Origin of the sequence: Serratia sp. Je.1.23.a (assembly GCF_051129805.1) — a bacterium.
In the GTDB taxonomy this organism is placed as follows: domain Bacteria; phylum Pseudomonadota; class Gammaproteobacteria; order Enterobacterales; family Enterobacteriaceae; genus Serratia; species Serratia liquefaciens.
Window position 1 is genome coordinate 196,634 of record NZ_JBCPSR010000006.1, and the last position, 25,867, is coordinate 222,500.

Annotated in this window: 24 protein-coding genes; 20 read left to right on the top strand and 4 right to left on the bottom strand. The window is 56.5% G+C overall.

The window, feature by feature from the left end; translation table 11 throughout:
* Positions 1-407: 407 nt before the first annotated feature.
* From mraZ to lpxC, 16 genes are all read left to right on the top strand, one after another.
* Positions 408-866, top strand: coding sequence for a division/cell wall cluster transcriptional repressor MraZ (gene mraZ, locus AAZT04_RS20040; RefSeq protein WP_041414198.1), 459 nt, complete (start codon positions 408-410; stop codon positions 864-866).
* Between the two features lie 2 nt (positions 867-868).
* On the top strand, positions 869-1,810 hold the full coding sequence (gene rsmH / locus AAZT04_RS20045; RefSeq protein ID WP_020825204.1) for a 16S rRNA (cytosine(1402)-N(4))-methyltransferase RsmH: 942 nt from the start codon (positions 869-871) through the stop codon (positions 1,808-1,810).
* The gene (gene ftsL / locus AAZT04_RS20050; protein WP_012005204.1) at positions 1,807-2,127 is read left to right on the top strand and encodes a cell division protein FtsL; all 321 of its coding nucleotides are present in this window, start codon (positions 1,807-1,809) and stop codon (positions 2,125-2,127) included. The genes rsmH and ftsL overlap by 4 nt, the downstream gene beginning before the upstream one ends.
* A gap of 42 nt (positions 2,128-2,169) precedes the next feature.
* The gene (locus tag AAZT04_RS20055) at positions 2,170-3,933 is read left to right on the top strand and encodes a peptidoglycan glycosyltransferase FtsI (protein ID WP_020825205.1); all 1,764 of its coding nucleotides are present in this window, start codon (positions 2,170-2,172) and stop codon (positions 3,931-3,933) included.
* A complete protein-coding gene (murE, locus tag AAZT04_RS20060) occupies positions 3,920-5,407 on the top strand; it encodes a UDP-N-acetylmuramoyl-L-alanyl-D-glutamate--2,6-diaminopimelate ligase (protein WP_174573735.1) in 1,488 nt (495 codons plus the stop codon). The genes AAZT04_RS20055 and murE overlap by 14 nt, the downstream gene beginning before the upstream one ends.
* On the top strand, positions 5,404-6,765 hold the full coding sequence (murF, locus tag AAZT04_RS20065) for a UDP-N-acetylmuramoyl-tripeptide--D-alanyl-D-alanine ligase (RefSeq protein ID WP_262244756.1): 1,362 nt from the start codon (positions 5,404-5,406) through the stop codon (positions 6,763-6,765). Before murE ends, murF begins: the two co-directional genes overlap by 4 nt.
* Complete coding sequence (gene mraY, locus AAZT04_RS20070) at positions 6,759-7,841, top strand: phospho-N-acetylmuramoyl-pentapeptide-transferase (protein WP_012005208.1); 1,083 nt, start codon at positions 6,759-6,761, stop codon at positions 7,839-7,841. Before murF ends, mraY begins: the two co-directional genes overlap by 7 nt.
* Positions 7,842-7,843: 2 nt before the next feature.
* On the top strand, positions 7,844-9,163 hold the full coding sequence (gene murD, locus AAZT04_RS20075) for a UDP-N-acetylmuramoyl-L-alanine--D-glutamate ligase (RefSeq protein ID WP_434681475.1): 1,320 nt from the start codon (positions 7,844-7,846) through the stop codon (positions 9,161-9,163).
* A 2-nt stretch (positions 9,164-9,165) separates the two neighbouring features.
* Positions 9,166-10,362, top strand: a complete 1,197-nt coding sequence (gene ftsW, locus AAZT04_RS20080) for a cell division protein FtsW (protein ID WP_104410976.1) — start codon at positions 9,166-9,168, stop codon at positions 10,360-10,362.
* A gap of 3 nt (positions 10,363-10,365) precedes the next feature.
* A complete protein-coding gene (murG, locus tag AAZT04_RS20085) occupies positions 10,366-11,430 on the top strand; it encodes an undecaprenyldiphospho-muramoylpentapeptide beta-N-acetylglucosaminyltransferase (RefSeq protein WP_046374518.1) in 1,065 nt (354 codons plus the stop codon).
* An 83-nt stretch (positions 11,431-11,513) separates the two neighbouring features.
* Positions 11,514-12,992: a UDP-N-acetylmuramate--L-alanine ligase gene (gene murC / locus AAZT04_RS20090; RefSeq protein WP_020825211.1), complete on the top strand. Its 1,479-nt coding sequence runs from the start codon at positions 11,514-11,516 to the stop codon at positions 12,990-12,992.
* Positions 12,982-13,902: a D-alanine--D-alanine ligase gene (locus AAZT04_RS20095; RefSeq protein WP_046374517.1), complete on the top strand. Its 921-nt coding sequence runs from the start codon at positions 12,982-12,984 to the stop codon at positions 13,900-13,902. Before murC ends, AAZT04_RS20095 begins: the two co-directional genes overlap by 11 nt.
* 1 nt (position 13,903) lies before the next feature.
* Complete coding sequence (ftsQ, locus tag AAZT04_RS20100; RefSeq protein ID WP_020825213.1) at positions 13,904-14,755, top strand: cell division protein FtsQ; 852 nt, start codon at positions 13,904-13,906, stop codon at positions 14,753-14,755.
* The gene (gene ftsA / locus AAZT04_RS20105; RefSeq protein WP_004950148.1) at positions 14,752-16,008 is read left to right on the top strand and encodes a cell division protein FtsA; all 1,257 of its coding nucleotides are present in this window, start codon (positions 14,752-14,754) and stop codon (positions 16,006-16,008) included. Before ftsQ ends, ftsA begins: the two co-directional genes overlap by 4 nt.
* Positions 16,009-16,082: 74 nt before the next feature.
* Positions 16,083-17,237 carry a cell division protein FtsZ gene (gene ftsZ / locus AAZT04_RS20110; protein ID WP_004950150.1) on the top strand — a complete coding sequence of 385 codons (1,155 nt, stop codon included), beginning with the start codon at positions 16,083-16,085 and terminating at the stop codon, positions 17,235-17,237.
* 103 nt (positions 17,238-17,340) lie between these two features.
* A complete protein-coding gene (gene lpxC, locus AAZT04_RS20115; RefSeq protein ID WP_037426060.1) occupies positions 17,341-18,258 on the top strand; it encodes a UDP-3-O-acyl-N-acetylglucosamine deacetylase in 918 nt (305 codons plus the stop codon).
* Positions 18,259-18,272: 14 nt separating this feature from the next.
* Here lpxC and AAZT04_RS20120 read toward each other — a convergent pair whose 3' ends face one another.
* Positions 18,273-18,797, bottom strand: a complete 525-nt coding sequence (locus AAZT04_RS20120) for a DUF721 domain-containing protein (protein ID WP_020825215.1) — start codon at positions 18,795-18,797, stop codon at positions 18,273-18,275.
* Positions 18,798-18,823: 26 nt separating this feature from the next.
* Here AAZT04_RS20120 and secM point away from each other — a divergent pair, with 26 nt between their 5' ends.
* The 3 genes from secM to mutT all read left to right on the top strand — a co-directional run bounded on the left by secM (position 18,824) and on the right by mutT (position 22,665).
* Positions 18,824-19,357: a secA translation cis-regulator SecM gene (gene secM, locus AAZT04_RS20125; protein WP_041414203.1), complete on the top strand. Its 534-nt coding sequence runs from the start codon at positions 18,824-18,826 to the stop codon at positions 19,355-19,357.
* A gap of 90 nt (positions 19,358-19,447) precedes the next feature.
* Positions 19,448-22,159, top strand: a complete 2,712-nt coding sequence (gene secA / locus AAZT04_RS20130) for a preprotein translocase subunit SecA (protein ID WP_020825217.1) — start codon at positions 19,448-19,450, stop codon at positions 22,157-22,159.
* Between the two features lie 101 nt (positions 22,160-22,260).
* Entirely contained in the window at positions 22,261-22,665 is a 405-nt protein-coding gene (gene mutT / locus AAZT04_RS20135) for an 8-oxo-dGTP diphosphatase MutT (RefSeq protein WP_020825218.1), read from the top strand.
* Between the two features lie 41 nt (positions 22,666-22,706).
* Here the strand turns inward: mutT and yacG are convergent, their stop codons facing one another.
* From yacG to coaE, 3 genes are read right to left on the bottom strand one after another with little or no spacing between them, the layout of a single operon-like run.
* Positions 22,707-22,898 carry a DNA gyrase inhibitor YacG gene (gene yacG, locus AAZT04_RS20140; RefSeq protein WP_020825219.1) on the bottom strand — a complete coding sequence of 64 codons (192 nt, stop codon included), beginning with the start codon at positions 22,896-22,898 and terminating at the stop codon, positions 22,707-22,709.
* Between the two features lie 50 nt (positions 22,899-22,948).
* Positions 22,949-23,701, bottom strand: coding sequence for a cell division protein ZapD (zapD, locus tag AAZT04_RS20145; protein WP_020825220.1), 753 nt, complete (start codon positions 23,699-23,701; stop codon positions 22,949-22,951).
* Between the two features lie 5 nt (positions 23,702-23,706).
* Positions 23,707-24,321, bottom strand: coding sequence for a dephospho-CoA kinase (coaE, locus tag AAZT04_RS20150; protein WP_434681481.1), 615 nt, complete (start codon positions 24,319-24,321; stop codon positions 23,707-23,709).
* Positions 24,322-24,780: 459 nt separating this feature from the next.
* On the opposite strand from coaE, the gene AAZT04_RS20155 reads away from it, so the two are divergent.
* On the top strand, positions 24,781-25,824 hold the full coding sequence (locus AAZT04_RS20155) for a GMP reductase (protein ID WP_020825222.1): 1,044 nt from the start codon (positions 24,781-24,783) through the stop codon (positions 25,822-25,824).
* Positions 25,825-25,867 lie beyond the last annotated feature (43 nt).

The window sequence follows — 25,867 nt, forward strand, 5'->3', positions numbered from 1 at the left end:
TTGTACGTTATTAACTCAATGGCTTACGCCGTATTTCGTTTGTAGGGCGAGTTAACGCTGAGCCTTGTCTGGCGCGGCTCGCGCTCGGTTACTGCGATGTGATTGCCGAGCTGAAAAATGAGACATCGATTGCAGAAGGAAGTATTGACTTAATTAATCGCCAATTTGTCAGGTTTTTAATCAGGTTCTTTCCGCTTAGAAAATTCTCCCCGTTTATCATGATGTTAATTTTTAATCATCTAATAAATAGCGTTCCTTTCGCGAGTCAGCTCCCAAAATGACCGAAGAAATATTGCCAAAGCGCTGGCGCTCTGGCTTGACAAGGTTTTCATACCCTCCGTAAACTCCATTATGTGGGAATTTGTGGGGTAAAGTGGTGAAAACGGTCGTGAAGGGGTAACTCAGGTATGTTCCGTGGAGCAACGATGGTTAACCTCGACAGCAAAGGGCGGCTTGCCGTACCCACCCGATATCGGGATTTGCTGAACGAGCAATCGCAAGGCCAAATGGTTTGCACCATTGACCTCCACCAGCCCTGCCTGCTGCTCTACCCACTGCCCGAATGGGAAGTTATTGAACAAAAGTTATCCCGTCTGTCGAGTATGAATCCCGCCGAGCGTCGCGTTCAGCGCCTGCTGTTGGGTCATGCCAGTGAGTGTCAGATGGACAGCGCCGGCCGTTTGCTGTTAGCCACTACGCTACGTCAGCACGCCGGGCTTACCAAAGAAGTGATGCTGGTCGGGCAGTTCAACAAGTTTGAACTGTGGGATGAACAGACCTGGTATCAACAAGTCAAGGATGATATTGACGCAGAACAGTCGACTCAGGAACCGTTGTCTGAGCGGCTACAGGACTTGTCGCTATAAGCATGTTGGAAAACTATAAACACACTACCGTACTGTTGGATGAGGCGGTTAACGGCCTCAACATTCGCAGTAACGGCATCTATATCGACGGTACTTTTGGCCGCGGTGGCCATTCGCGTCTGATTCTGTCCCAGCTTGGGCCGGAAGGACGTTTGTTGGCAATTGACCGCGACCCACAGGCGATTGCAGCCGCCAAGTCTATTGATGACCCTCGTTTTAGCATCGTACACGGCCCATTTTCAGAGTTGTCGCACTATGTGCGGGAACGCGAATTAGTAGGGAAGATTGATGGCATCTTGCTCGATCTGGGGGTTTCTTCACCGCAGTTGGATGACGCGGAACGCGGTTTCTCCTTCATGCGGGACGGTCCACTGGACATGCGCATGGACTCCTCAAGCGGTCAGTCAGCCTCCGAGTGGCTGATGAAAGCGGAAGCAGACGATATCGCCTGGGTGCTGAAAACCTTCGGCGAAGAGCGTTTTGCCAAGCGTATCGCTCGCGCCATCGTAGAAAGAAATCTCGTCGAGCCGATGACCCGTACCAAAGAGCTGGCGGACTTGATCGCCAACGCCAGCCCGTTCCGGGATAAGCACAAGCACCCGGCAACCCGCAGCTTCCAGGCGATCCGTATCTACATCAACAGCGAATTGGAAGAGATCGAACGTGCGCTGGACGGCGCGCTGGAAGTGCTGGCCCCGCAGGGCCGTCTGTCGATCATCAGTTTCCACTCGCTGGAAGACCGCATTGTTAAACGCTTCATGCGTCACCATAGCCGCGGCGCTCAGGTGCCGGCTGGTATCCCGCTGACGGAAGAGCAACTGCGCAGTATGGGCGGACGCACGCTGAAAGCGCTGGGCAAGATGATGCCTGGGGATGCTGAGGTGGCGGAAAACCCACGTGCACGTAGCTCAGTGCTGCGTATTGCCGAGAGGATGCCGGTGTGATTGGCAACGAACGCCACGGTCTGGTCGGCGTGATTGGCGGCGATTTGCTGCGTAACGCCAAGATCCCACTGATTTTGCTGATTGCTTCGTTGGTGTCTGCGGTTTTCGTCGTGACCACCGCGCACCGCACCCGCTTGCTGACTGCCGAGCGCGAGCAGTTGGTTCTGGAGAGAGACGCCCTGGACATTGAGTGGCGCAACCTGATTCTTGAAGAGAACGCCCTTGGGGATCACAGTCGGGTAGAACGCATCGCAACGGAAAAACTGCAGATGCAACATGTTGATCCATCTCAGGAAAATATCATCGTTAAACAATGAATGGTTTAACTGAAATCATTACACGGAGTAGAAAGGGAACGCATGAAAGCAGCACGCCCCGGTAAGTTGAAACGCCAGGAAGATCAGGCCAGCTTTGTAAGCTGGCGTTTTGCGTTGCTGTGCGGCTGTATTTTGCTGGCGTTGGTAGGGCTGATGCTGCGGGTGGCTTATCTGCAGGTGATTAACCCGGACCGCTTGGTAAAAGAAGGCGACATGCGCTCACTGCGCGTGCAGGAAGTACCGACTGCGCGCGGCATGATCAGCGATCGTTCAGGTCGGCCGCTGGCGGTAAGTGTGCCGGTGAATGCAATCTGGGCGGATCCGAAAGAGCTGAATGAGCGCGGTGGTATCACGCTGGATAGCCGCTGGAAGGCCCTGTCCGATGCGCTGAATGTTCCGCTGGATCAGCTTTCTACCCGCATCAACGCCAACCCTAAAGGGCGCTTTGTCTATCTGGCGCGCCAGGTGAATCCGGCGATCGGCGACTACATTCGCAAGTTGAAACTGCCGGGGATTTACCTGCGTCAGGAATCCCGTCGCTACTATCCTTCCGGCCAGGTGACTTCGCACATCATAGGCGTGACCAACATTGACGGTCAGGGGATTGAAGGCGTCGAGAAGAGCTTTGACCGCTGGCTGACCGGGCAACCGGGCGAGAGAACCGTGCGTAAAGACCGCTTTGGCCGGGTCATCGAGGATATCTCTTCGGTGGACAGTCAGGCGGCGCATAACCTGGTGCTGAGCGTCGATGAGCGCCTGCAGGCATTGGTTTACCGCGAACTCAACAACGCCGTGGCCTTCAACAAGGCTGAATCCGGTACTGCGGTGCTGGTGGACGTGAATACCGGCGAAGTGTTGGCGATGGCCAACAGCCCGTCTTACAACCCGAACAATATGGCCGGTACGCCGAAAGAAACCATGCGTAACCGTGCTATCACCGATATTTTTGAGCCTGGTTCCACCGTAAAACCTATGGTGGTCATGACGGCATTGCAGCACGGCATTGTGAAAGAAAACAGCGTGCTGAATACCGTCCCTTACCGTATCAACGGCAAGGAAATCAGGGACGTTGCGCGTTACGCGGAACTCTCCCTGACCGGGATCTTGCAGAAGTCGAGTAACGTCGGCGTTTCACGGCTGGCGTTATCGATGCCGTCCTCAGCGTTAGTAGATACTTACTCTCGTTTTGGATTGGGAAAAGCGACCAATTTGGGGCTGGTCGGAGAAAGCAGTGGCATATACCCAAAAAAACAACGGTGGTCTGACATAGAGAGGGCCACCTTCTCTTTCGGCTATGGGCTAATGGTAACCCCGTTACAGTTAGCGCGAGTCTACGCAACGATCGGCAGTCTGGGCGTTTATCGCCCGCTGTCGATTACCAAAGTTGACCCACCGGTTGCCGGTGAGCGCGTCTTCCCCGAACCTGTGGTGCGCACCGTTGTGCACATGATGGAAAGCGTTGCCCTACCGGGCGGCGGTGGGGTGAAGGCGGCCATCAAGGGCTACCGCATAGCCATCAAAACCGGTACCGCCAAAAAAGTGGGCCCGGACGGCAAATACGTCAACAGATACATCGCTTATACCGCCGGCGTGGCGCCGGCCAGTAATCCTCGTTTTGCTCTGGTGGTGGTAATCAACGACCCGCAGGGTGGGAAATACTACGGTGGTGCGATCTCCGCGCCGGTGTTTGGCGCCATCATGGGCGGCGTATTGCGCACCATGAACGTTGAACCGGACGCGTTGCCTACCGTTGAGAAAAGCGATTTTGTAACTAACAGAAAAGAGGGTTCAGGTGGCAGATCGTAATTTGCGCGATTTACTCGCTCCGTGGGTGCCAACGGCTCCCGGGCGCGCGCTGCGGGAAATGACATTAGACAGCCGTATTGCGGCTGCCGGGGATCTGTTTGTCGCCGTTGTCGGCCATCAAACGGATGGACGCCGCTATATTCCGCAGGCCATCGCGCAGGGCGTTGCCGCTGTGATTGCCGAAGCTGAAGGCCAGGCCGAAGACGGCGCTATCACCCAAATGCACGGCGTGCCGGTGATTTACCTGAGCCAGCTCAACCAACGCCTTTCCGCACTGGCCGGGCGTTTTTACCATGAACCGGCGGAACGTCTGCGTCTGGTCGGCGTTACGGGTACCAACGGCAAAACCACCACGACTCAGCTGCTGGCGCAGTGGGGCCAACTGCTGGGTGAAACCAGCGCCGTAATGGGCACCGTCGGCAATGGTTTGCTGGGCCAGGTTTGCCCAACAGAGAATACCACCGGCTCTGCGGTAGATGTTCAACACGTATTAAACGAGCTGGTCGATCGCGGCGCCACCTTCGCTGCGATGGAAGTTTCCTCCCACGGCCTGGTGCAAAACCGCGTGGCGGCGCTGCCGTTTGCCGCTGCGGTGTTTACCAACCTGAGTCGCGATCATCTGGACTACCACGGTGATATGGCCAATTACGAAGCGGCCAAGTGGTCGCTGTTCGCCAGTCACGAAGTAGGCCAGGCGATTATCAATGCCGATGACGAAGTCGGTCAGCGCTGGCTGAGCCAATTGCCGGATGCGGTTGCTGTCACCATGCAGGACAACCTGCAGCCTGGCTGTCACGGTCGCTGGCTGAAAACCACCGCGGTTAACTATCACGATAACGGCGCCACTATTCGCTTCAGCTCAAGCTGGGGCGACGGTGAGATTGAAAGCCGCCTGATGGGGGCGTTTAACGTCAGTAACTTGCTGTTGGCGTTGGCGACCCTGCTGTCGTTGGGGTATCCACTGGATGAACTGGTGGCCAGCGGTAATCAGCTGCAACCCGTGTGTGGCCGCATGGAAGTCTTCAACGCGCCGGGTAAACCGACGGTGGTGGTCGATTACGCCCACACCCCGGATGCGCTGGAAAAAGCGTTGGAAGCCGCGCGCCTGCACTGCCAGGGGCAGTTATGGTGCGTGTTTGGCTGCGGCGGCGATCGCGACAAGGGCAAGCGTCCACTGATGGGCGGCATCGCCGAACAGTTCGCCGATCGCGTCGTTGTTACCGACGATAACCCTCGTACCGAAGAACCGCAGGCGATCATCGCCGATATCCTGACTGGCTTGCTGGATGCCGGACGCGCTCTGGTGATCCACGGTCGTGCGGAAGCCGTAACCAGCGCCATCATGCAGGCAAAAGAACAAGACGTGGTGCTGGTGGCCGGTAAGGGTCACGAGGATTACCAACTGGTGGGGAATCGCCGTCTGGATTACTCCGATCGCACCACCGTCGCGCGTTTGCTGGGGGTAGTAGCATGATCCCTGTCTCCCTTCAGGCACTGGCCGACGTATTGAGCGCTGAGCTGATCGGCGCCGATTGCCAAATCGTTGAGGTGACGACAGATACCCGTCAGGTAACCGCCGGTTGCCTGTTTGTGGCATTGAAAGGTGAGCGTTTCGACGCTCACGATTTTGCTGTTGATGCAGTAGCCGCAGGCGCCGGGGCGCTGCTGGTAAGTAAGCGCTTATTGGTGGATGTTCCGCAACTGGTGGTGAAAGACACCCGTCTGGCGTTAGGCCAACTTGCTGCCTGGGTACGCAAGCAGGTACCGGCCCGAGTCGTGGCGTTAACCGGCTCATCGGGCAAGACTTCGGTGAAAGAGATGGCCGCCGCTATCCTGCGTGAGTGCGGCGAAGTGCTTTATACCGCCGGCAATTTCAATAATGACATCGGCGTGCCTTTGACGCTGCTGCGTTTGCAGCCGCAGCACGACTTTGCGGTGATTGAGCTGGGCGCTAACCACATTGGCGAAATCGCTTATACCACCGCATTAACTTGTCCGCAGACCGCCCTGGTAAATAATCTGGCGGCCGCTCACCTGGAAGGCTTTGGTTCTTTGGCCGGTGTTGCCCAGGCGAAGGGCGAAATTTTTACCGGTTTGCCGGCTGACGGCGTGGCGATCATCAACGCCGACAACAACGATTGGCCGCATTGGCAGAGCATGCTGGAGGGGAAAACCGTTTGGCGATTCTCTCCGCAGGCGGCAGAAGGCGTCGATTTCTTCGCCAGCGATGTACAAGTCAACGGTGAAGGCACACAGTTTACGCTGCACAGCCCGTTCGGCACTGCGCCTATCGCGCTGCCCCTTCCGGGGCGTCATAACGTCGCCAACGCGTTGGCGGCAACGGCACTGGCAATGTCGGCCGGTGCATCGCTCGAGGCCGTGCGTCAGGGGCTCAAGCAACTGAAGGCGGTACCGGGACGTTTGTTCCCGATTGCCCTGTCTGCCGGCAAGCTGCTGTTGGATGACAGCTACAACGCCAACGTTGGCTCAATGACGGCCGCTGCGCAGGTACTGGCGGAAATGCCGGGTTACCGCGTGATGGTGGTGGGCGACATGGCAGAGCTGGGGGCGGAAGCTGAAGAGTGTCACCGTCAGGTGGGCGAAGCGGCTCGGCTGGCGGGAGTCGATAAGGTACTGGGCGTGGGGCCATTGAGCCAAACGCTGATTGCCGCCGCCGGTAACGGCGAACATTTTCAGGATAAGGCAGCGGTGACCGCGCGCGTGGCGGAGTTACTGTCGGAACATGCGGTAATTACCGTGTTAATCAAGGGTTCACGTAGTGCCGCAATGGAGCAGGTAGTACGCGCGTTACAGGAGAAAGCACCATGTTAGTTTGGCTGGCCGAGCATTTGGTCAAATATTATTCCGGCTTCAACGTCTTTTCCTACCTGACGTTCCGAGCCATTGTCAGCCTGCTGACCGCGCTGTTCCTTTCCTTGTGGATGGGGCCGCGGGTGATCAAACGCCTGCAGGAGATGTCCTTCGGCCAGGTGGTGCGTAACGACGGTCCAGAGTCGCATTTCAGCAAACGCGGCACGCCGACCATGGGCGGCATCATGATCCTGACCTCCATCACCGTTTCGGTGCTGATGTGGGCCTATCCGTCCAACCCTTATGTTTGGTGCGTACTGTTCGTGCTAGTGGGTTACGGCATCGTCGGTTTCGTTGACGACTACCGCAAGGTGGTGCGCAAAGACACCAAAGGGCTGATCGCCCGCTGGAAATACTTCTGGCAGTCGGTGATTGCGCTGGTGGTTGCTTTCGCCATGTATGCCGTAGGTAAAGACACGCCAGCCACCGAGCTGGTTGTGCCGTTCTTTAAGGACATCATGCCTCAGCTTGGCCTGTTGTATGTGCTGCTGGCTTACTTTGTCATCGTGGGGACCAGCAACGCGGTCAACCTGACCGACGGGCTGGACGGCCTGGCGATTATGCCGACGGTGTTCGTGGCCGCCGGTTTTGCACTGGTAGCCTGGGCGACCGGTAACATGAACTTCGCCAACTACCTGCATATTCCATATTTGCGTCACGCCGGTGAACTGGTGATCGTCTGTACCGCCATTGTCGGCGCCGGCCTGGGCTTTTTGTGGTTCAACACCTATCCGGCCCAGGTCTTCATGGGCGACGTGGGTTCGTTGGCGCTGGGCGGCGCGTTGGGCACCATTGCGGTGCTGCTGCGCCAAGAGTTTTTACTGTTGATTATGGGCGGCGTGTTCGTGGTTGAAACGCTGTCGGTGATTTTGCAGGTGGGGTCGTTCAAGCTGCGCGGGCAACGTATTTTCCGCATGGCGCCGATTCACCACCACTATGAATTGAAAGGCTGGCCGGAACCACGCGTGATCGTGCGCTTCTGGATTATTTCGCTGATGCTGGTGCTGATTGGCCTGGCGACGCTGAAGGTGCGGTAACTATGGCGGATTATCAGGGTAAGAAAGTGGTCATCATCGGGCTGGGCCTCACCGGCCTGTCCTGTGTTGATTTCTTTATGGCGCGCGGCGTAACGCCACGCGTTATGGATACCCGCATGTCACCTCCAGGGCTGGACAAGCTGCCTGAAAGCGTTGAGCGTCACCTGGGTGATTTGAATCAGGATTGGCTGGTGGCGGCGGATTTGATCGTCGCGAGTCCGGGCATGGCATTGGCGACCCCGGCATTGATCGCTGCTGCAGAGGCGGGCGTAGAGATTGTCGGCGATATCGAGTTGTTCTGCCGTGAAGCCCAGGCACCGATCGTGGCGATTACCGGTTCCAACGGTAAAAGCACCGTCACCACCCTGGTGGGTGAAATGGCAAAAGCCGCAGGTTGGGCGGTGGGCGTCGGTGGCAATATCGGCCTGCCTGCGTTGAGCCTGCTGCGTCAGGAATGCCAACTGTACGTGCTGGAGCTGTCGAGCTTCCAACTGGAAACCACTTACAGCCTGCACGCGGCTGCGGCGACCATTTTGAACGTCACCGAAGATCATATGGATCGCTATCCGTTTGGGCTGCAGCAATACCGTGCCGCCAAGCTGAAGGTCTATGAAAATGCCAGCCTGTGCGTGGTCAATGCCGACGACGCATTGACGATGCCGATTCGCGGGGCGGATCAGCGTTGCATCAGCTTTGGCGCCGATGTGGGCGACTATCACCTGAACCGCCAACTGGGCGAGACCTGGTTGCGCGTGCGCGGCGAGAAAATCCTGAACACCCGCGAAATGAAGCTGACTGGCCGCCATAACTACACCAATGCGTTGGCGGCGCTGGCACTGGCCGATGCGGTGAACATCCCGCGCGCTTCCAGCCTGAAAGCGTTGACCACCTATACCGGTTTGGCGCACCGCTTCCAATTGGCCTGGGAACATAACGGCGTTCGCTGGATTAACGATTCTAAAGCCACCAACGTTGGCAGTACCGAAGCGGCGTTGAATGGTCTGCAGGTGGACGGCACCTTGCATCTGCTGTTGGGTGGCGACGGCAAATCGGCCGATTTCTCCCCGCTGGCGCGCTATCTGCAAGGCGATAACGTTCGCCTTTACTGCTTCGGCCGTGATGGCGAACAGTTGGCTCAGCTACGGCCGGAGGTCGCTACGCTGACCGAGACTATGGAACAGGCTATGCAGACGATAGCCGGCCGGGTGCAACCTGGCGATATGGTGTTGCTGTCACCCGCCTGTGCCAGCCTGGATCAGTTCCGCAATTTTGAAGTACGCGGCGACGAGTTTACTCGTTTGGCACAGGAGCTTGGCGGATGAGACTGCGCTTGCCGAACTTCGGGCTGACAGAGCTCTTTAAAAACTGGGTGGCGGGATCGCGAGATAACGATTCGGCCAATATGGTGCTGTACGACCGTACCCTGCTGTGGCTGACCTTTGGGTTGGCCATTATCGGTTTTGTGATGGTGACTTCGGCTTCGATGCCGATCGGTCAGCGCCTGGCGGACGATCCGTTCTTGTTCGCCAAGCGTGATGCGTTGTACCTCGGGCTGGCGTTCGGTCTGTCGATGGTGACCTTGCGCATTCCGATGGAAGTTTGGCAGCGCTATAGCAACATCATGCTGCTGTTGTCGATTGTGATGCTGTTGATCGTATTGGTGGTCGGCAGCTCGGTAAACGGGGCATCGCGCTGGATCTCGCTGGGGCCGCTGCGTATTCAGCCGGCAGAGCTGTCCAAGCTGTCGCTGTTCTGTTATCTGGCGAGTTATCTGGTGCGCAAAGTAGAAGAGGTGCGCAGCAACTTCTGGGGCTTCTGCAAGCCGATGGGCGTCATGGTGGTGTTGGCCGTGCTGCTGCTGGCTCAGCCGGACCTCGGTACCGTGGTGGTGCTGTTTATCACCACGCTGGCAATGCTGTTCCTGGCCGGCGCGAAAATGTGGCAATTCCTGGCGATTATCGGATCCGGAGCTTTCGCGGTAGTGCTGTTGATCATCGCCGAACCTTACCGTATGCGCCGTGTGACTTCGTTCTGGAATCCGTGGGCCGATCCGTTCGGCAGTGGCTACCAGCTGACCCAGTCACTGATGGCCTTTGGCCGTGGTGAGTTCTGGGGACAAGGGCTGGGTAATTCGGTGCAGAAACTCGAGTATTTGCCGGAAGCGCACACCGACTTTATCTTCTCGATTTTAGGCGAAGAGCTGGGCTATATCGGTGTGGTTTTTGCATTGTTAATGGTATTCTGCGTCGCTTTTCGTGCTATGTCGATTGGCCGCCGTGCGCTGGAGATTGATCAGCGCTTTTCTGGCTTCTTGGCCTGCTCAATTGGCGTGTGGTTTAGCTTCCAGGCGCTGGTCAACGTCGGTGCCGCTGCCGGAATGCTTCCCACTAAAGGCTTAACGTTACCGCTGATAAGCTATGGCGGTTCGAGCCTGTTGATTATGTCGACGGCGATCGTGCTGTTGCTGCGTATTGATTATGAAACGCGTCTGGCTAAAGCCCAGGCGTTTGTGAAGAGGTAAGGGATGAGCGGGAAACCTAAGCGTTTAATGGTGATGGCAGGCGGTACCGGCGGACACGTGTTCCCGGGACTGGCAGTCGCACATCATCTGATGGCGCAGGGCTGGCAGGTGCGCTGGCTTGGAACCGCAGACCGAATGGAAGCCGATCTGGTGCCAAAGCACGGGATCGAGATTGATTTCATCCGTATTTCCGGCTTGCGCGGCAAAGGGCTGAAGGCCCAGCTGAGCGCGCCGCTGCGTATCTGGCAAGCCGTACGTCAGGCGAAGGCGATTATGCGCAGCTACCAACCGGACGTGGTGCTGGGGATGGGTGGCTACGTTTCTGGTCCTGGCGGTTTGGCCGCATGGCTGTGCGGCATCCCGGTGGTGCTGCATGAACAAAACGGCATTGCCGGGCTGACCAACCGTTGGTTGGCGCGCATTGCCAAGAAGGTCCTGCAGGCCTTCCCTGGCGCGTTCCCCAATGCGGACGTGGTGGGCAACCCGGTACGCACTGACGTATTGGCGCTGCCGCTGCCAGCAGAGCGATTGACGGGGCGTGAAGGGCCCATTCGCGTACTGGTGATTGGCGGCAGTCAGGGTGCCCGGGTGCTGAATCAGACAGTTCCTGAAGTCGCGGCGAGATTGGGCGATAGAATTACGCTCTGGCATCAGGTAGGCAAAGGTGCGCTGGAAAATGTGTTGCGCGACTACGAGAGGGTAGGGCAGACGCAACACAAAGTGACCGAGTTTATTGATGACATGGCGGCGGCGTACGCTTGGGCTGATGTCGTGGTGTGCCGCTCCGGCGCGCTGACGGTCAGCGAGATCGCCGCAGCGGGCCTTCCTGCGATCTTCGTGCCTTTCATGCACAAAGACCGCCAACAGTATTGGAATGCCCGCCCGCTGGAAGAAGCCGGTGCGGCAAAGATTATCGAGCAACCGCAGTTTAACGCCGATGTGGTGGCGGAGCTGCTGGCTGGCTGGGATCGTCCTACGCTGCTGGCTATGGCCGAAAAGGCCCGTGCCGTGGCCATTCCGGATGCTACCGAACGCGTAGCTGCGGAGCTGGTGCGCGTCGCCAAATAATATGCAGGGGTCCGGTTCACCGGGCCTGAATTAAAGAATGTCATGTAGGGGCCCGGCATGCCGGACCTGGATTAGAGAGAGTGATGAATACACAACAACTGGCGAAACTACGTACTATCGTGCCCGAGATGCGACGCGTCCGGCACATTCACTTTGTCGGCATCGGTGGCGCCGGCATGGGTGGTATCGCCGAAGTGTTGGCCAATGAAGGTTATCAAATCAGCGGTTCCGACCTGGCACCGAATCCGGTAACCCAGCAGCTGAGCGCGCTCGGGGCGACGATTTACTTCCATCACCGCCCGGAGAACGTACTGGATGCCAGCGTAGTCGTGGTTTCTACCGCGATTTCTGCCGACAACCCGGAAATTGTCGCCGCCCGCGAAGCGCGTATTCCGGTAATCCGCCGCGCAGAGATGTTGGCCGAACTGATGCGTTTTCGTCACGGCATCGCCGTTGCCGGTACGCATGGCAAGACCACGACCACGGCAATGGTGTCGAGCATTTATGCCGAAGCCGGTCTGGACCCGACCTTTGTTAACGGCGGGCTGGTGAAAGCGGCAGGAACTCATGCGCGTTTGGGCTCCAGCCGTTACCTGATTGCGGAAGCGGATGAGAGCGATGCTTCTTTCTTGCATCTGCAACCGATGGTGGCGATTGTCACCAATATCGAAGCCGACCATATGGAGACCTACCAGGGCGACTTCGAAAACCTGAAGCAGACGTTTATTAACTTTTTGCACAACCTGCCGTTCTACGGCCGTGCGGTGATGTGTATTGACGATCCGGTGGTGCGTGAATTGCTGCCACGCGTGGGTCGCCATATCACCACTTACGGTTTCAGCGACGATGCCGACGTTCGCATCGAGAGCTACCGTCAGGTTGGAGCCCAGGGCCACTTCACCCTGAGCCGCCAGGACAAGCCGCTGATGACGGTGACGCTGAATGCGCCGGGTCGTCACAACGCGTTGAACGCGGCGGCGGCAGTGGCGGTAGCAACGGAAGAGGGCATTGACGACGCAGATATCCTGCGTGCGTTGGCCAGCTTCCAGGGAACCGGTCGTCGCTTTGATTTCCTCGGTGAATTCCCGCTGGAGCCGGTGAATGGCAAAAGCGGCAGTGCGATGCTGGTGGACGATTATGGCCACCACCCGACCGAGGTCGACGCGACGCTGAAAGCCGCACGTGCAGGCTGGCCGGACAAGCGTCTGGTGATGATTTTCCAGCCGCACCGTTACACGCGTACTCGCGATCTGTATGACGACTTTGCCAATGTGCTGTCGCAGGTGGACGTGCTGCTGATGCTGGACGTTTACTCTGCCGGTGAAACGGCAATTCCAGGGGCGGACAGCCGCTCGCTGTGCCGTACCATCCGCAGCCGCGGCAAGCTGGATCCGATTCTGGTGTCTGATGCGGATACCGTGCCGGAAACCCTGGCAGGGTTGCTGCAAGCGGACGATTTAGTGCTGGTGCAGGGCGCCGGCAACGTGGGGAAAGTCGCACGCAAACTGGCTGAGCTGAAGCTGCAGCCTCAGAAAAAAGAGGAGGAACATCATGGCCGATAAAGTTGCCGTACTGCTGGGTGGCACCTCCGCTGAACGTGAAGTGTCATTGCAATCCGGTGCCGCCGTGCTGGCCGGGCTGCGTGAAGCCGGTATCGACGCTCACGGCATCGATATCCGTGATTTCCCGGTCACCCAGTTGAAAGAACATGGGTTTACCAAAGTATTTATCGCGCTGCATGGCCGAGGCGGTGAAGACGGCACCCTGCAAGGCATGCTGGAGTTCCTCGAACTGCCTTATACAGGCAGTGGCGTGATGGCTTCGGCACTGACCATGGACAAGTGGCGCACCAAAATGGTGTGGCAGTCGATGGGCCTGCCGGTGGCGCCTTATGTTGCGCTGAACCGTCAGCAATATGCCGGTGCAGAAAAAGAGGCGCTGATCGCGCGCGTAGAGGCCTTGGGCCTGCCGCTGATCGTCAAGCCGAGCCGTGAAGGCTCCAGCGTTGGTATGAGCAAAGTGACCGAGCGTGGCGCTCTTGAAGCGGCTCTGGAAGAAGGTTTCCGTCATGACGACGACGTGCTGGTCGAGAAGTGGCTGAGCGGTCCGGAATACACGGTAGCGATGCTGGGTGATCGGGTATTGCCTTCCATCCGGATTCAACCGGCCGGCGTGTTTTACGATTACCAGGCCAAGTACATCTCGGACGATACCCAGTATTTCTGTCCGAGCGGCCTGGGTGCGGAACAGGAAGCTGAAATGGCGTCTCTGGCGTTACGCGCCTATCGTGGGCTGGACTGCAGCGGCTGGGGCCGTGTTGATGTGATGCAGGATAGCGATGGCAGCTTCTATCTGCTTGAGGTGAATACCTCGCCGGGCATGACCAGTCATAGCCTGGTGCCGATGGCAGCGCGCCAGTCTGGTTTAAGCTTCTCGCAGCTGGTAGCGAGAATTTTGGAATTGGCCGACTGATATGTCGCAAGCTGCCCTGAATGCGCGTGAACGCGAGGTGGACAACAACCCGCGACGCAGCAATGGAACCCAGTTGGCGGGAATGATTTTCCTGCTGATGGTGTTGGGAACGGTCCTGTGGAGTGGGTGGGCGGTGATTGGCTGGATGAAAGACGCCAGCCGCCTGCCGCTGTCACGACTGGTAGTGACCGGTGAACGTCACTACACCACCAATGACGATATTCGTCAGGCTATCCTGGCGCTGGGATCGCCGGGGACGTTCATGACGCAGGATGTGGATATCATCCAGCAGCAGATTGAACGCCTGCCGTGGATCAAGCAGGCCAGCGTGCGCAAGCAGTGGCCGGATGAGCTGAAGATCCACCTGGTGGAATATGTCCCGGTGGCGCGCTGGAATGATTTGCACATGGTAGATGCCGAAGGCAAATCCTTCAGCGTGCCTGCAGAACGAATTGGCAAACAGAAGTTGCCGTTGCTGTATGGTCCGGAAGGGAGCGAACAGGATGTTCTTGAAGGTTACCGGACCATGAGCAGCATGTTAGCGGCCAGCAAATATACGCTGAAAATGGCGGCCATGAGCGCCCGCCATTCCTGGCAGCTGGCTTTGGATAATGATGTTCGGCTGGAGCTGGGACGCGACGATCGCACCGGACGCCTGCAGCGCTTTATCGAGCTTTACCCGGTATTGCAGCAGCAGGGGCAGGCAGAAAGCAAGCGAGTCAGTTATGTCGACTTACGCTACGAGGCCGGTGCATCGGTAGGTTGGGCCCCCGTGTTTATCGACCCGCAGGCTGCAGGCGATCGGCAGAACAGTAATCAGCAACAGAATCAGGCACAGGCAAAACAACAATGATCAAGTCGACGGACAGAAAACTGGTAGTTGGACTGGAGATCGGTACTGCAAAAGTCTCCGCATTGGTAGGGGAAGTTCTGCCCGATGGCATGGTCAACATTATCGGGGTGGGCAGTTGCCCGTCTCGCGGTATGGATAAGGGTGGCGTTAACGACCTGGAGTCGGTAGTGAAGTGCGTACAGCGCGCTATCGATCAGGCCGAACTGATGGCGGATTGTCAGATTTCTTCGGTTTACCTCGCATTATCGGGTAAACACATCAGCTGCCAGAACGAAATAGGGATGGTTCCTATTTCCGAAGAGGAAGTGACACAGGAAGATGTGGAGAACGTGGTGCATACCGCTAAATCGGTACGCGTCCGTGATGAACACCGCATCCTGCACGTCATCCCTCAGGAATACGCCATCGATTATCAGGAAGGCATCAAAAACCCGGTCGGGTTGTCCGGCGTGCGTATGCAAGCCAAGGTGCACCTGATCACCTGCCATAACGATATGGCTAAGAACATCGTTAAGGCAGTAGAACGTTGTGGTCTGAAAGTTGACCAACTTATTTTCGCCGGTCTGGCCGCCAGCTATGCGGTACTGACCGAAGATGAGCGCGAACTCGGCGTTTGTGTGGTGGATATCGGCGGCGGCACCATGGATATGGCGGTGTACACCGGCGGTGCACTGCGCCACACCAAAGTGATCCCTTATGCCGGGAACGTGGTCACCAGCGATATCGCTTACGCCTTCGGCACGCCGCCGACAGACGCGGAAGCGATCAAAGTTCGACACGGCTGTGCGCTTGGGTCGATTGTTAGCAAGGATGAAAGTGTAGAGGTGCCAAGCGTTGGAGGACGTCCTCCTCGGAGTCTGCAAAGACAGACACTGGCTGAAGTGATTGAGCCACGCTACACCGAACTGTTGAATCTGGTTAACGATGAAATTTTGCAATTGCAGGAGCAACTGCGTCAGCAAGGGGTGAAGCATCATCTGGCAGCGGGTATTGTGCTGACCGGTGGCGCCGCCCAGATTGATGGCCTGGCAGCCTGTGCGCAACGGGTGTTCCACACCCAGGTACGCATCGGCCAACCCTTGAACATCACGGGTCTGACGGATTATGCGCAGGAGCCTTACTACTCTACGGCGGTAGGTCTGCTGCACTATGGAAAAGAGTCTCACCTGAGCGGTGAGGCAGAAGTAGAAAAACGCGCCTCGGTGGGCAATTGGTTTAAACGTATCAATAGCTGGCTGAGAAAAGAGTTTTAATGTTTCAACAAAGAGATCATGCTGAGTAATCTTTTTATGATCTCGCAGCGACAGGCACAAAACGGAGAGAAACTATGTTTGAACCAATGGAACTAACCAATGACGCGGTGATTAAAGTCATCGGCGTCGGCGGTGGCGGTGGCAACGCCGTTGAACACATGGTGCGCGAGCGCATCGAAGGTGTTGAATTCTTTGCCGTGAATACAGACGCTCAGGCGCTTCGTAAAACGGCAGTTGGCCAAACCATCCAGATCGGTAGCGGTATTACCAAAGGTCTGGGTGCAGGCGCGAACCCTGAAGTGGGTCGCAATTCAGCGGAAGAAGACCGTGAAGCCCTGCGCGCCGCACTGGATGGTGCAGACATGGTCTTCATTGCAGCCGGCATGGGCGGCGGTACCGGTACCGGTGCAGCGCCAGTCGTCGCTGAAGTTGCTAAAGACCTGGGTATTCTGACAGTGGCCGTGGTGACCAAGCCTTTCAATTTTGAAGGCAAGAAACGCATGGCGTTCGCTGAGCAGGGTATCGCAGAATTGTCCAAACATGTGGACTCACTGATCACTATCCCGAACGACAAGCTGTTGAAAGTTCTGGGTCGCGGCATTTCTCTGTTGGACGCGTTTGGTGCGGCTAACGACGTGCTGAAAGGCGCGGTACAGGGTATTGCCGAACTGATCACCCGTCCGGGCCTGATGAACGTCGACTTCGCCGACGTGCGCACCGTAATGTCCGAAATGGGCTACGCGATGATGGGTTCCGGCGTTGCCTGTGGTGAAGACCGCGCTGAAGAAGCTGCGGAAATGGCGATTTCCAGCCCACTGCTGGAAGATATCGATCTGTCCGGCGCTCGCGGCGTGCTGGTCAACATCACCGCCGGCTTCGACCTGCGCTTGGATGAGTTCGAAACCGTGGGTAACACCATTCGTGCTTTTGCTTCCGACAACGCGACCGTGGTAATTGGTACGTCGCTGGATCCGGAAATGAACGACGAACTGCGCGTAACCGTGGTTGCGACCGGTATCGGCATGGACAAACGTCCGGAAATCACTCTGGTCACCAATAAACAGGCCAGCCAGCCAGTGATGGATCATCGCTACCAGCAGCACGGTATGTCGCCGCTGCCGCAGGAAGTGAAACCTGCCGCCAAGGTGGTTAACGATCCGACTGCGCAGCCTAATAAAGAGCCCGACTATCTTGATATTCCAGCCTTCCTGCGCAAGCAGGCAGACTAAGAATATCCTGAGAATTTGGAATCTCCGCTCTTTGTGCTAAACTGTCCCGCCAGCCATGCTGTATGCTTGGCTGGTAGGATTGATAACATTGCGAGATAAAACGATGATCAAACAAAGGACATTAAAACGTATTGTTCAGGCGACTGGTGTCGGTTTACATACCGGCAAGAAAGTCACGCTGACAATGCGACCCGCGGCGGCTAATACCGGGGTCATCTATCGTCGCACTGACTTGAATCCACCGGTTGATTTTCCGGCTGATGCAAAATCCGTGCGTGATACCATGCTCTGTACCTGCCTGGTCAATGAGCATGACGTGCGTATTTCTACCGTTGAGCATCTTAATGCCGCGCTGGCTGGGTTGGGCATCGACAACATCGTTATCGAAGTTGACGCTGCTGAAATCCCTATCATGGACGGCAGTGCCAGTCCGTTCGTCTTCCTGTTGCTGGATGCCGGCATTGAAGAACTGAACTCTGCGAAGAAATTCCTGCGTCTGAAAGACACCGTGCGTGTTGAAGATGGCGACAAGTGGGCCGAGCTGTCCCCGCATAACGGGTTCCGCCTGGACTTCACCATCGACTTCAACCACCCGGCGATCGACGCCAGTACGCAACGCTACCGCCTTGATTTCTCTGCCGACTCGTTCGTGCGTCAAATCAGCCGTGCGCGTACTTTCGGCTTCATGCGTGATATCGAATATTTACAGTCCCGTGGCCTGGCCTTGGGCGGCAGCTTTGACTGCGCTATCGTGGTAGATGATTACCGCGTGCTGAACGAAGACGGTCTGCGCTTCGAAGACGAATTCGTGCGTCACAAAATGCTGGACGCCATCGGCGACCTGTTCATGTGCGGCCATAATATCATTGGCGCGTTTACCGCGTACAAGTCTGGTCATGCGCTGAACAACAAGCTGCTTCAAGCAGTTCTGGCGAAACAGGAAGCGTGGGAATACGTCACCTTCCAGGACGAAGCCGAAATGCCACTGGCATTCAAAGCTCCGTCAACCGTATTGGCATAAGTCGATACCGCTGATTACTTATCACGACTGGTAGCGTTGGCACTCTCTCCGGCCAACGACGCCAGTCGTTCTAATATCTTGCGCAGTTTTTCCGGGCTCCGGCTCGCCAATACCCTTAATTCCCCAGCACTTTCCTGACTCAGATGACGCATAGGCACGCTTGACTGCGTATTTCCTGCCGTTTTTGCGGCGTCCTGCACAAGGTTGTTCCCTTTTGCCATCAAGGCCGGATTAATCCTGATGTCGATCGACGACAATGATGGTAGAATTTGCGCTCGTAGTGCTGATAATAAAGCCGGTTGTTCGTAACGTAGACGCATCATCCAGCTGGCATTTGCCGTTTCTAGCACTAAAATACCCTGTCGGAAATTTGCGACGCGGCACCAAGGATGCAGTTGAACGGGCAACAGGCCTTTCACTGCACGGTTAAGCTTAAGCAACGCGACTGCGCGTTGTTGGACGTTATGCAGTGGCCCTTTGTCTTCTGCAGACGCGTCGTCGAACAGGGAATCTAATAATTGTGGACGGCTATCGCGCATAATGGGCTCCGGCGGATTATAAACTCGTGATCGGTATTCTAAATCGTTGGCGACAATTTGGCAGACGTTATTTCTGGCCCCATCTCCTTTTAGGGATGGTTGCGGCCACGCTTGGCGTACCTACCAATCTGACCGGCAACCCCGATCAAGCCGCTCTGCCGAGCACCTCGTCCAGCCTGAACCGGCAAAATTCTGCCAGTGGCGCCTTCAATAGCCTGGCGTTACTGCAGGAAGCGCATCGTCGTCCGACCTTTAGCGTCGACTACTGGCACCAGCATGCGCTTCGTACCGTCATTCGTCACCTCTCTTTTGCGCTTGCGCCGCAGGCCGTTTACGCGCGGGTGCAGGAAAGCGAAGCGGAAGTGACCGAACCCCCATTGCAGGTGGCGCAACTGGCGCTGCTTTCTACCCTTAATGCGCTGCTGACGCACGAGCCGAAGCCGCCGACCATCATTCGTACCACTCATCACGCCGTGCTACCCGCTGTTGCGCAGCATCAGGCCGGGTTGTGGCTTGCGCAAGTGCAGGGCATTCGCGCCGGACCTGTAGCCTTAAGCTGATTTCTTGCCCCTCGGGCGACAAAAAAAACCTAAAAAATAACATCAAGTTGACTGCCTGTGTTGGCCGTCATGACAGAGATATCAAACATCATGTTAGTGAAATTATTGACCAAAGTTTTTGGTAGCCGTAACGATCGTACGCTGCGCCGCATGCGCAAATCGGTTGAGCTGATCAACCAGATGGAACCGGACATGGAAAAACTGTCCGATGACGAACTGAAAGCCAAGACCAATGAGTTCCGCGCGCGCCTGGAAAAGGGTGAAGTGCTGGAAAACCTGCTGCCTGAGGCCTTCGCGGTAGTGCGTGAGGCGAGCAAGCGCGTCTTCGGCATGCGTCACTTCGACGTGCAGCTGCTGGGCGGCATGGTGCTGAATGACCGCTGTATCGCAGAGATGCGCACCGGTGAAGGTAAAACCCTGACCGCAACCTTGCCGGCCTATCTGAACGCCCTGAGCGGTCGTGGCGTGCACGTGGTAACCGTCAACGACTATCTGGCGCAGCGTGACGCCGAGAACAACCGTCCGCTGTTCGAGTTCCTCGGTTTGAGCATTGGTATTAACCTGCCGGGTATGCCGGCACCGGCCAAGCGTGAAGCCTATGCCGCGGACATTACCTACGGCACCAACAACGAATACGGTTTTGACTATCTGCGCGACAACATGGCGTTCAGCCCGGAAGAGCGCGTTCAGCGCAAACTGCACTATGCGCTGGTGGATGAGGTTGACTCCATCCTGATCGATGAAGCGCGTACGCCGTTGATCATCTCTGGCCCTGCTGAAGACAGCTCCGAGATGTACATCAAGGTTAACAAGCTGATCCCTAAACTGATCCGTCAGGAAAAAGAAGATTCGGATTCTTTCCAGGGCGAAGGCCACTTCTCGGTTGACGAAAAGGCGCGCCAGGTGCACCTGACCGAACGCGGCCTGATCCTGATCGAAGAAATGCTGATGGAAGCCGGCATCATGGACGAAGGGGAGTCACTGTACTCACCGACCAACATCATGCTGATGCACCACGTGACTGCGGCTCTGCGTGCCCATGTGCTGTTTACCCGTGACGTTGACTACATCGTAAAAGACGGTGAAGTCATCATCGTCGACGAACACACCGGCCGTACCATGCACGGCCGTCGCTGGTCCGATGGCCTGCACCAGGCGGTGGAAGCCAAAGAAGGCGTGGAAATCCAGAACGAAAACCAGACTCTGGCCTCCATCACCTTCCAGAACTACTTCCGCCTGTACGAGAAGCTGGCTGGGATGACCGGTACCGCCGACACCGAAGCTTTTGAATTCAGCTCGATCTACAAGCTGGATACCATCGTGGTGCCGACCAACCGTCCAATGCTGCGTAAAGACATGCCGGATCTGGTCTACATGACCGAGCATGAGAAGATTGGCGCCATCATTGAAGATATTCGTGAGCGCACCGCTAACGGCCAGCCGGTTCTGGTCGGTACGATTTCAATCGAGAAATCCGAAGTGGTTTCGCGTGAGCTGGAGAAAGCCGGTATCGCCCATAAGGTGTTGAACGCCAAGTTCCACGCCATGGAAGCGGACATCGTTGCTCAGGCCGGCCAGACCTCTGCGGTTACCATCGCTACCAACATGGCCGGTCGTGGTACCGATATCGTGTTGGGCGGCAGCTGGCAGGCAGAGATTGCCCAGTTGGAAGATCCAACCGAAGAGCAAATCGCGGCGATTAAAGAGGCCTGGAAAATCCGTCACGATGCCGTACTGGCAGCCGGTGGCCTGCACATCATTGGTACCGAGCGTCATGAATCTCGCCGTATCGATAACCAGTTGCGCGGCCGTTCCGGTCGTCAGGGTGATGCCGGTTCATCCCGCTTCTACCTGTCGATGGAAGATGCCTTGATGCGTATTTTCGCCTCCGATCGCGTTTCCAACATGATGCGTAAATTGGGGATGAAAGAAGGTGAGGCCATTGAGCACCCATGGGTCACCAAAGCAATTGCCAATGCCCAGCGTAAAGTAGAAAGCCGCAACTTCGACATTCGTAAGCAATTGCTGGAATACGATGACGTGGCCAACGATCAGCGCCGCGCGATCTACAGCCAGCGTAACGAACTGCTGGACGTGTCTGACGTTAGCGAAACCATTGCCAGCATCCGTGAAGACGTGTTCAAAACCACTATCGACGGCTACATTCAACCGCAGTCGCTGGAAGAAGAGTGGGATATTCAGGGGCTGACCGAACGTCTGAAAAACGATTTCGATCTGGATATGCCTATCGCCGAATGGTTGGATAAAGAGCCTGAGCTGCACGAAGAAACGCTGCGTGAGCGTATTCTGGAAAAAGCCAAGGAAGAGTACCAGCGTAAAGAAGAAGTGGTTGGCACCGAGATGATGCGCAACTTCGAGAAAGGCGTGATGCTGCAGACGCTGGATTCCCTGTGGAAAGAGCATCTGGCGGCCATGGACTACCTGCGTCAGGGCATCCATCTGCGTGGTTATGCGCAGAAAGATCCTAAGCAGGAGTACAAGCGCGAGTCCTTCAACATGTTTGCTACCATGCTGGAATCACTGAAGCATGAAGTGATCAGCGTGCTGAGCAAGGTTCAGGTGCGGATGCCGGAAGAGGTTGAAGCCTTGGAACTGCAGCGTCGTGAAGAAGCCGAGCGTCTGGCCAAACAGCAGCAGCTGAGCCACTATGAAGAAAACGCGCTGGTGACTGAAGATCCTAATGCACCGACCATCGCAGAACGTAAAGTGGGCCGTAACGATCCGTGCCCATGCGGTTCCGGTAAAAAATACAAACAGTGTCACGGTCGTCTGCAGAACTAAGCCGACACTGTTTAACGAATAAAACCCAGGGGTTCAGCGTGCTGAGCCCCTGTTTTTTGGGGCTGCATTCCGCGTTCCAACGACTCAATCAGGAGGATGCGATGAAACATCTGAATATCGCCGTCGGCATCATTCGTAACGCCCAGCAGGAAATCTTCATTACCCGCCGCGCGGCCGATTCGCATATGGCCGGTTTCTGGGAGTTTCCCGGCGGCAAAATTGAACAGGGTGAGACGCCGGAACAGGCGCTTAGCCGTGAATTATTGGAAGAGACCGGCATTGAAGCCCAGCGTGCGGAGTTGTTGGACGTGCTTGAGCATCAGTTTAGCGATCGCATCGTCACGTTGAATTTCTATCTGGTGGAAGCCTGGGCCGGTGAACCCTTCGGTCGCGAAGGCCAGCCTATGCGCTGGGTAAAACAGGCTGACCTGCGGGAAGAAGAGTTCCCTCAGGCCAATATCAGCATTATCAAACTGCTGGTGGAGCAGGCTAACGCCGCGCAGTAATACAACCGGCCTGGCGGCTGCCGGGCCGATCAGAACGACGATCAGCGATCGTCTGCTTCACTCCACTCTTCGCTTTCGGAAAGATCGCTGTTGCTGGGAATGCGCTTCTCTTCATCGGCCCATTCGCCCAGATCAATCAGCTGACAGCGTTTGCTGCAAAACGGACGAAATGGGCTCACCTCTCCCCAAACCACACCTTTGCCACAGGTTGGGCATTTCACTACGGTAGTCATATCTATTCCTTACTCCCTTCCAACGCGTGAAAGGTCTTGATGTCATTGGATCAGCAACAGGCCAACTCAAAGGTTAGTCGTTCCGGTACCACGCCGAGCTCACTGTCCAGCGGCAGAAAGCGAATCGCATAGCGCGTCTTATGGCCGGAAATTTGTGGGTAAAGCTGGTGCGCCAGATTGATGCGTAAGCGCAGCAGATCCGCCCCCTCGGCGTTATCCTGGAAAAAACCGTTCAGGCTGATCTGATTGCGAAATGGCCCGGCCTGACGGATCAGATCCAGCACCATAGTCAGTGCCTGGTTTAATGGTTCCAGCGTTTGCAACCATTCGGCTACGTCGTTATCTCGCTCTTGCTGTGGTGCATGCATCCACATGTGCAGCGTCGGCAAGTCAAAGCTGCAGCACCCACCGGGGATGCTCAGACGTTGCCGCACCAGACTAATCAACCGATCTTCGCGCAGCGCCTGACCCAGTCGCGGCGCAGACATCAGTGCGGCACCACGTTGCTTCAACTGGTTGCGCAACTGATCCACCAGCGACATATCGACGCCCGGAACATCGGCCCACGCCAGCAATTTTTGCTGCTGACGTTCCAGCTCTTTCAGTAGCTCGGTACGTACTTCACCGCGCTCCAGCACGTCCAGCAGATCGGCGATGGTGCGGAAAAATGTCAGGGCGATGGCCGTTTCGCTTAAGGCTCGCTGGCCATGCAGCTGTTGCAGCAAAAATTCCATGCGCAGCCAGGTGCGCATTTTTTCATTCAACGGATGTTCAAAAAGAACGCTTGGGGAAACATCACTCATTCAGTTTAATCCTGTCGGGTCGCTGATGCCGCCAGCTCAAGGTAACGGCAATGCAGTGCGGCAACCAATGGCTCTATCCCCTGAGCGGTGCCGCTATTATCAATGATGTCGTCTGCAGCGGCCAGGCGCTGCTCACGCGTGACCTGTGCGGACAGTATGTTCTGTGCCTGCTGACGGCTGATACCGTCGCGGGCGATGGTTCTGGCCAACTGAGTCTCGCTGTCGACGTCAACCACCAGCACGTGATCGGCGCGCGCCTGCAGGTTGTTCTCGACCAGCAATGGCACCACCCAGAGAGCGTAGGGGCTGGTAACTTGCGCCAGTTGACGTTGAGTTTCCTGATGAATCAGCGGGTGCAGCAGTTGGTTTAGCCAACGCTTTTCATCAGGGTTACTGAAGATACACTGACGTAAGGCGGCACGGTTCAGTGAACCGTCCGGCTGCAACATTTCATTACCAAAACGTTCGGCGATGGCAGCCAGTGCCGGGGTTCCTGGCTCGACAACCTGTCGGGCGATAACGTCAGCATCGACCACCGTCACGCCGTGGCGAGCGAAGGCGTCTGCCACGGTGGACTTACCGCTGCCGATACCCCCTGTCAACGCAACAATGTAGGCCATGGTAGGGAATGCACCTGAGGTTCATAAAAAAATAATAGACGAATCATAAAGCGATCGCACAGAAGTGCAAGTAAGCCGGCGGCGCTTGCCGTGCCGCTTAGGCTGTACGGTGATAAAAAGCGCAGCCGGAAAGGGAAAATGAGCGTGAGGTCACACTGCGGTGTCGCAGGTAAATTTGTCGGATTGTAGCGCAAAAAAAGGAGAATTCGCAGTCTTGTCCGGCGATTATTAGCGCGTATGATAGCGTCACTGGAACTGGCATTAATCTATACCCGTCATTCTTCAAGCTGCAGGTGTGTTGACTGCGAGTGTTCACCCGGATCACTTACATTAAGTAAGCTCATCGGGACTCTCGCCCTTGTCGCCTTCCTGCAACTCGAATTATTTAGGGTATACCCCGTCGCTTTTCAAGCCATTGCGTTTTGCGATCCGTCGCCATAAACCAGGAAATCATAAGTCATGCGTATTGAAGAAGATTTGAAGTTAGGCTTTAAAGATGTGCTGATTCGCCCAAAGCGTTCCACGCTGAAAAGCCGCTCAGAAGTTGAACTGGAACGTCAGTTTACCTTCAAACATTCTGGCTGTAGCTGGTCTGGTGTGCCGATCATCGCCGCCAACATGGACTCAGTCGGTACCTTCAGCATGGCAGAGGCCCTGGCTTCCTTCGATGTTCTCACCGCCGTACACAAACACTACACCGTAGAGCAGTGGGCCGCCTTTGTGCAGCGCGTACCGGCATCGGTACTGCGCCACGTGATGGTTTCAACCGGCACGTCCGACGCTGACTTTGTGAAAATGCAACAGATCCTGGCGCTATCACCCGAGCTGAAGTTTATCTGTATCGACGTAGCCAATGGTTATTCCGAACATTTTGTCGCTTTCCTGCAGAAAGCGCGCGAAGCCTGTCCAAAACATGTTATCTGTGCCGGTAACGTCGTCACCGGTGAAATGGTGGAAGAACTTATCCTGTCCGGCGCCGACATTGTTAAAGTCGGTATTGGTCCAGGCTCTGTCTGCACGACCCGCGTGAAAACCGGTGTCGGTTATCCGCAGCTGTCTGCGGTGATCGAATGCGCTGATGCGGCACACGGCCTCGGCGGCCAAATCGTTAGCGATGGCGGTTGTTCGGTGCCGGGCGACGTAGCGAAAGCCTTTGGCGGCGGTGCTGATTTTGTCATGCTGGGCGGCATGCTGGCCGGCCACGACGAGTGCGAAGGCACCATTGTGGAAGAGAACGGTGAGAAATTTATGCTGTTCTACGGCATGAGCTCCGAGTCGGCGATGAAACGCCACGTCGGCGGCGTTGCCCAGTACCGTGCGGCCGAAGGGAAAACTGTCAAACTGCCGTTGCGCGGCGAAGTTGAGTTCACCGTTCGCGACATCCTTGGCGGCCTGCGTTCCGCTTGCACCTACGTCGGCGCGGAACGTTTGAAAGAGCTGACCAAGCGCACCACCTTTATCCGCGTTGCAGAGCAGGAAAACCGCGTCTTCGGCAGCAAGTAAGCAGCGCGTATCGATACCAGCAATTTGTGGGCGCAGTTCAATG

Excerpts from the sequence above, each read along its gene's own strand:
- mraZ (WP_041414198.1), top strand. The coding sequence starts at position 408 with ATGTTCCGTGGAGCAACGATGGTTAACCTCGACAGCAAAGGGCGGCTT.
- rsmH (WP_020825204.1), top strand. The coding sequence starts at position 869 with ATGTTGGAAAACTATAAACACACTACCGTACTGTTGGATGAGGCGGTT.
- AAZT04_RS20055 (WP_020825205.1), top strand. The coding sequence starts at position 2,170 with ATGAAAGCAGCACGCCCCGGTAAGTTGAAACGCCAGGAAGATCAGGCC.
- murF (WP_262244756.1), top strand. The coding sequence starts at position 5,404 with ATGATCCCTGTCTCCCTTCAGGCACTGGCCGACGTATTGAGCGCTGAG.
- mraY (WP_012005208.1), top strand. The coding sequence starts at position 6,759 with ATGTTAGTTTGGCTGGCCGAGCATTTGGTCAAATATTATTCCGGCTTC.
- murD (WP_434681475.1), top strand. The coding sequence starts at position 7,844 with ATGGCGGATTATCAGGGTAAGAAAGTGGTCATCATCGGGCTGGGCCTC.
- murG (WP_046374518.1), top strand. The coding sequence starts at position 10,366 with ATGAGCGGGAAACCTAAGCGTTTAATGGTGATGGCAGGCGGTACCGGC.
- murC (WP_020825211.1), top strand. The coding sequence starts at position 11,514 with ATGAATACACAACAACTGGCGAAACTACGTACTATCGTGCCCGAGATG.
- AAZT04_RS20095 (WP_046374517.1), top strand. The coding sequence starts at position 12,982 with ATGGCCGATAAAGTTGCCGTACTGCTGGGTGGCACCTCCGCTGAACGT.
- ftsQ (WP_020825213.1), top strand. The coding sequence starts at position 13,904 with ATGTCGCAAGCTGCCCTGAATGCGCGTGAACGCGAGGTGGACAACAAC.
- ftsA (WP_004950148.1), top strand. The coding sequence starts at position 14,752 with ATGATCAAGTCGACGGACAGAAAACTGGTAGTTGGACTGGAGATCGGT.
- ftsZ (WP_004950150.1), top strand. The coding sequence starts at position 16,083 with ATGTTTGAACCAATGGAACTAACCAATGACGCGGTGATTAAAGTCATC.
- lpxC (WP_037426060.1), top strand. The coding sequence starts at position 17,341 with ATGATCAAACAAAGGACATTAAAACGTATTGTTCAGGCGACTGGTGTC.
- AAZT04_RS20120 (WP_020825215.1), bottom strand. The coding sequence starts at position 18,797 with ATGCGCGATAGCCGTCCACAATTATTAGATTCCCTGTTCGACGACGCG.
- secA (WP_020825217.1), top strand. The coding sequence starts at position 19,448 with ATGTTAGTGAAATTATTGACCAAAGTTTTTGGTAGCCGTAACGATCGT.
- mutT (WP_020825218.1), top strand. The coding sequence starts at position 22,261 with ATGAAACATCTGAATATCGCCGTCGGCATCATTCGTAACGCCCAGCAG.
- yacG (WP_020825219.1), bottom strand. The coding sequence starts at position 22,898 with ATGACTACCGTAGTGAAATGCCCAACCTGTGGCAAAGGTGTGGTTTGG.
- zapD (WP_020825220.1), bottom strand. The coding sequence starts at position 23,701 with ATGAGTGATGTTTCCCCAAGCGTTCTTTTTGAACATCCGTTGAATGAA.
- coaE (WP_434681481.1), bottom strand. The coding sequence starts at position 24,321 with ATGGCCTACATTGTTGCGTTGACAGGGGGTATCGGCAGCGGTAAGTCC.
- AAZT04_RS20155 (WP_020825222.1), top strand. The coding sequence starts at position 24,781 with ATGCGTATTGAAGAAGATTTGAAGTTAGGCTTTAAAGATGTGCTGATT.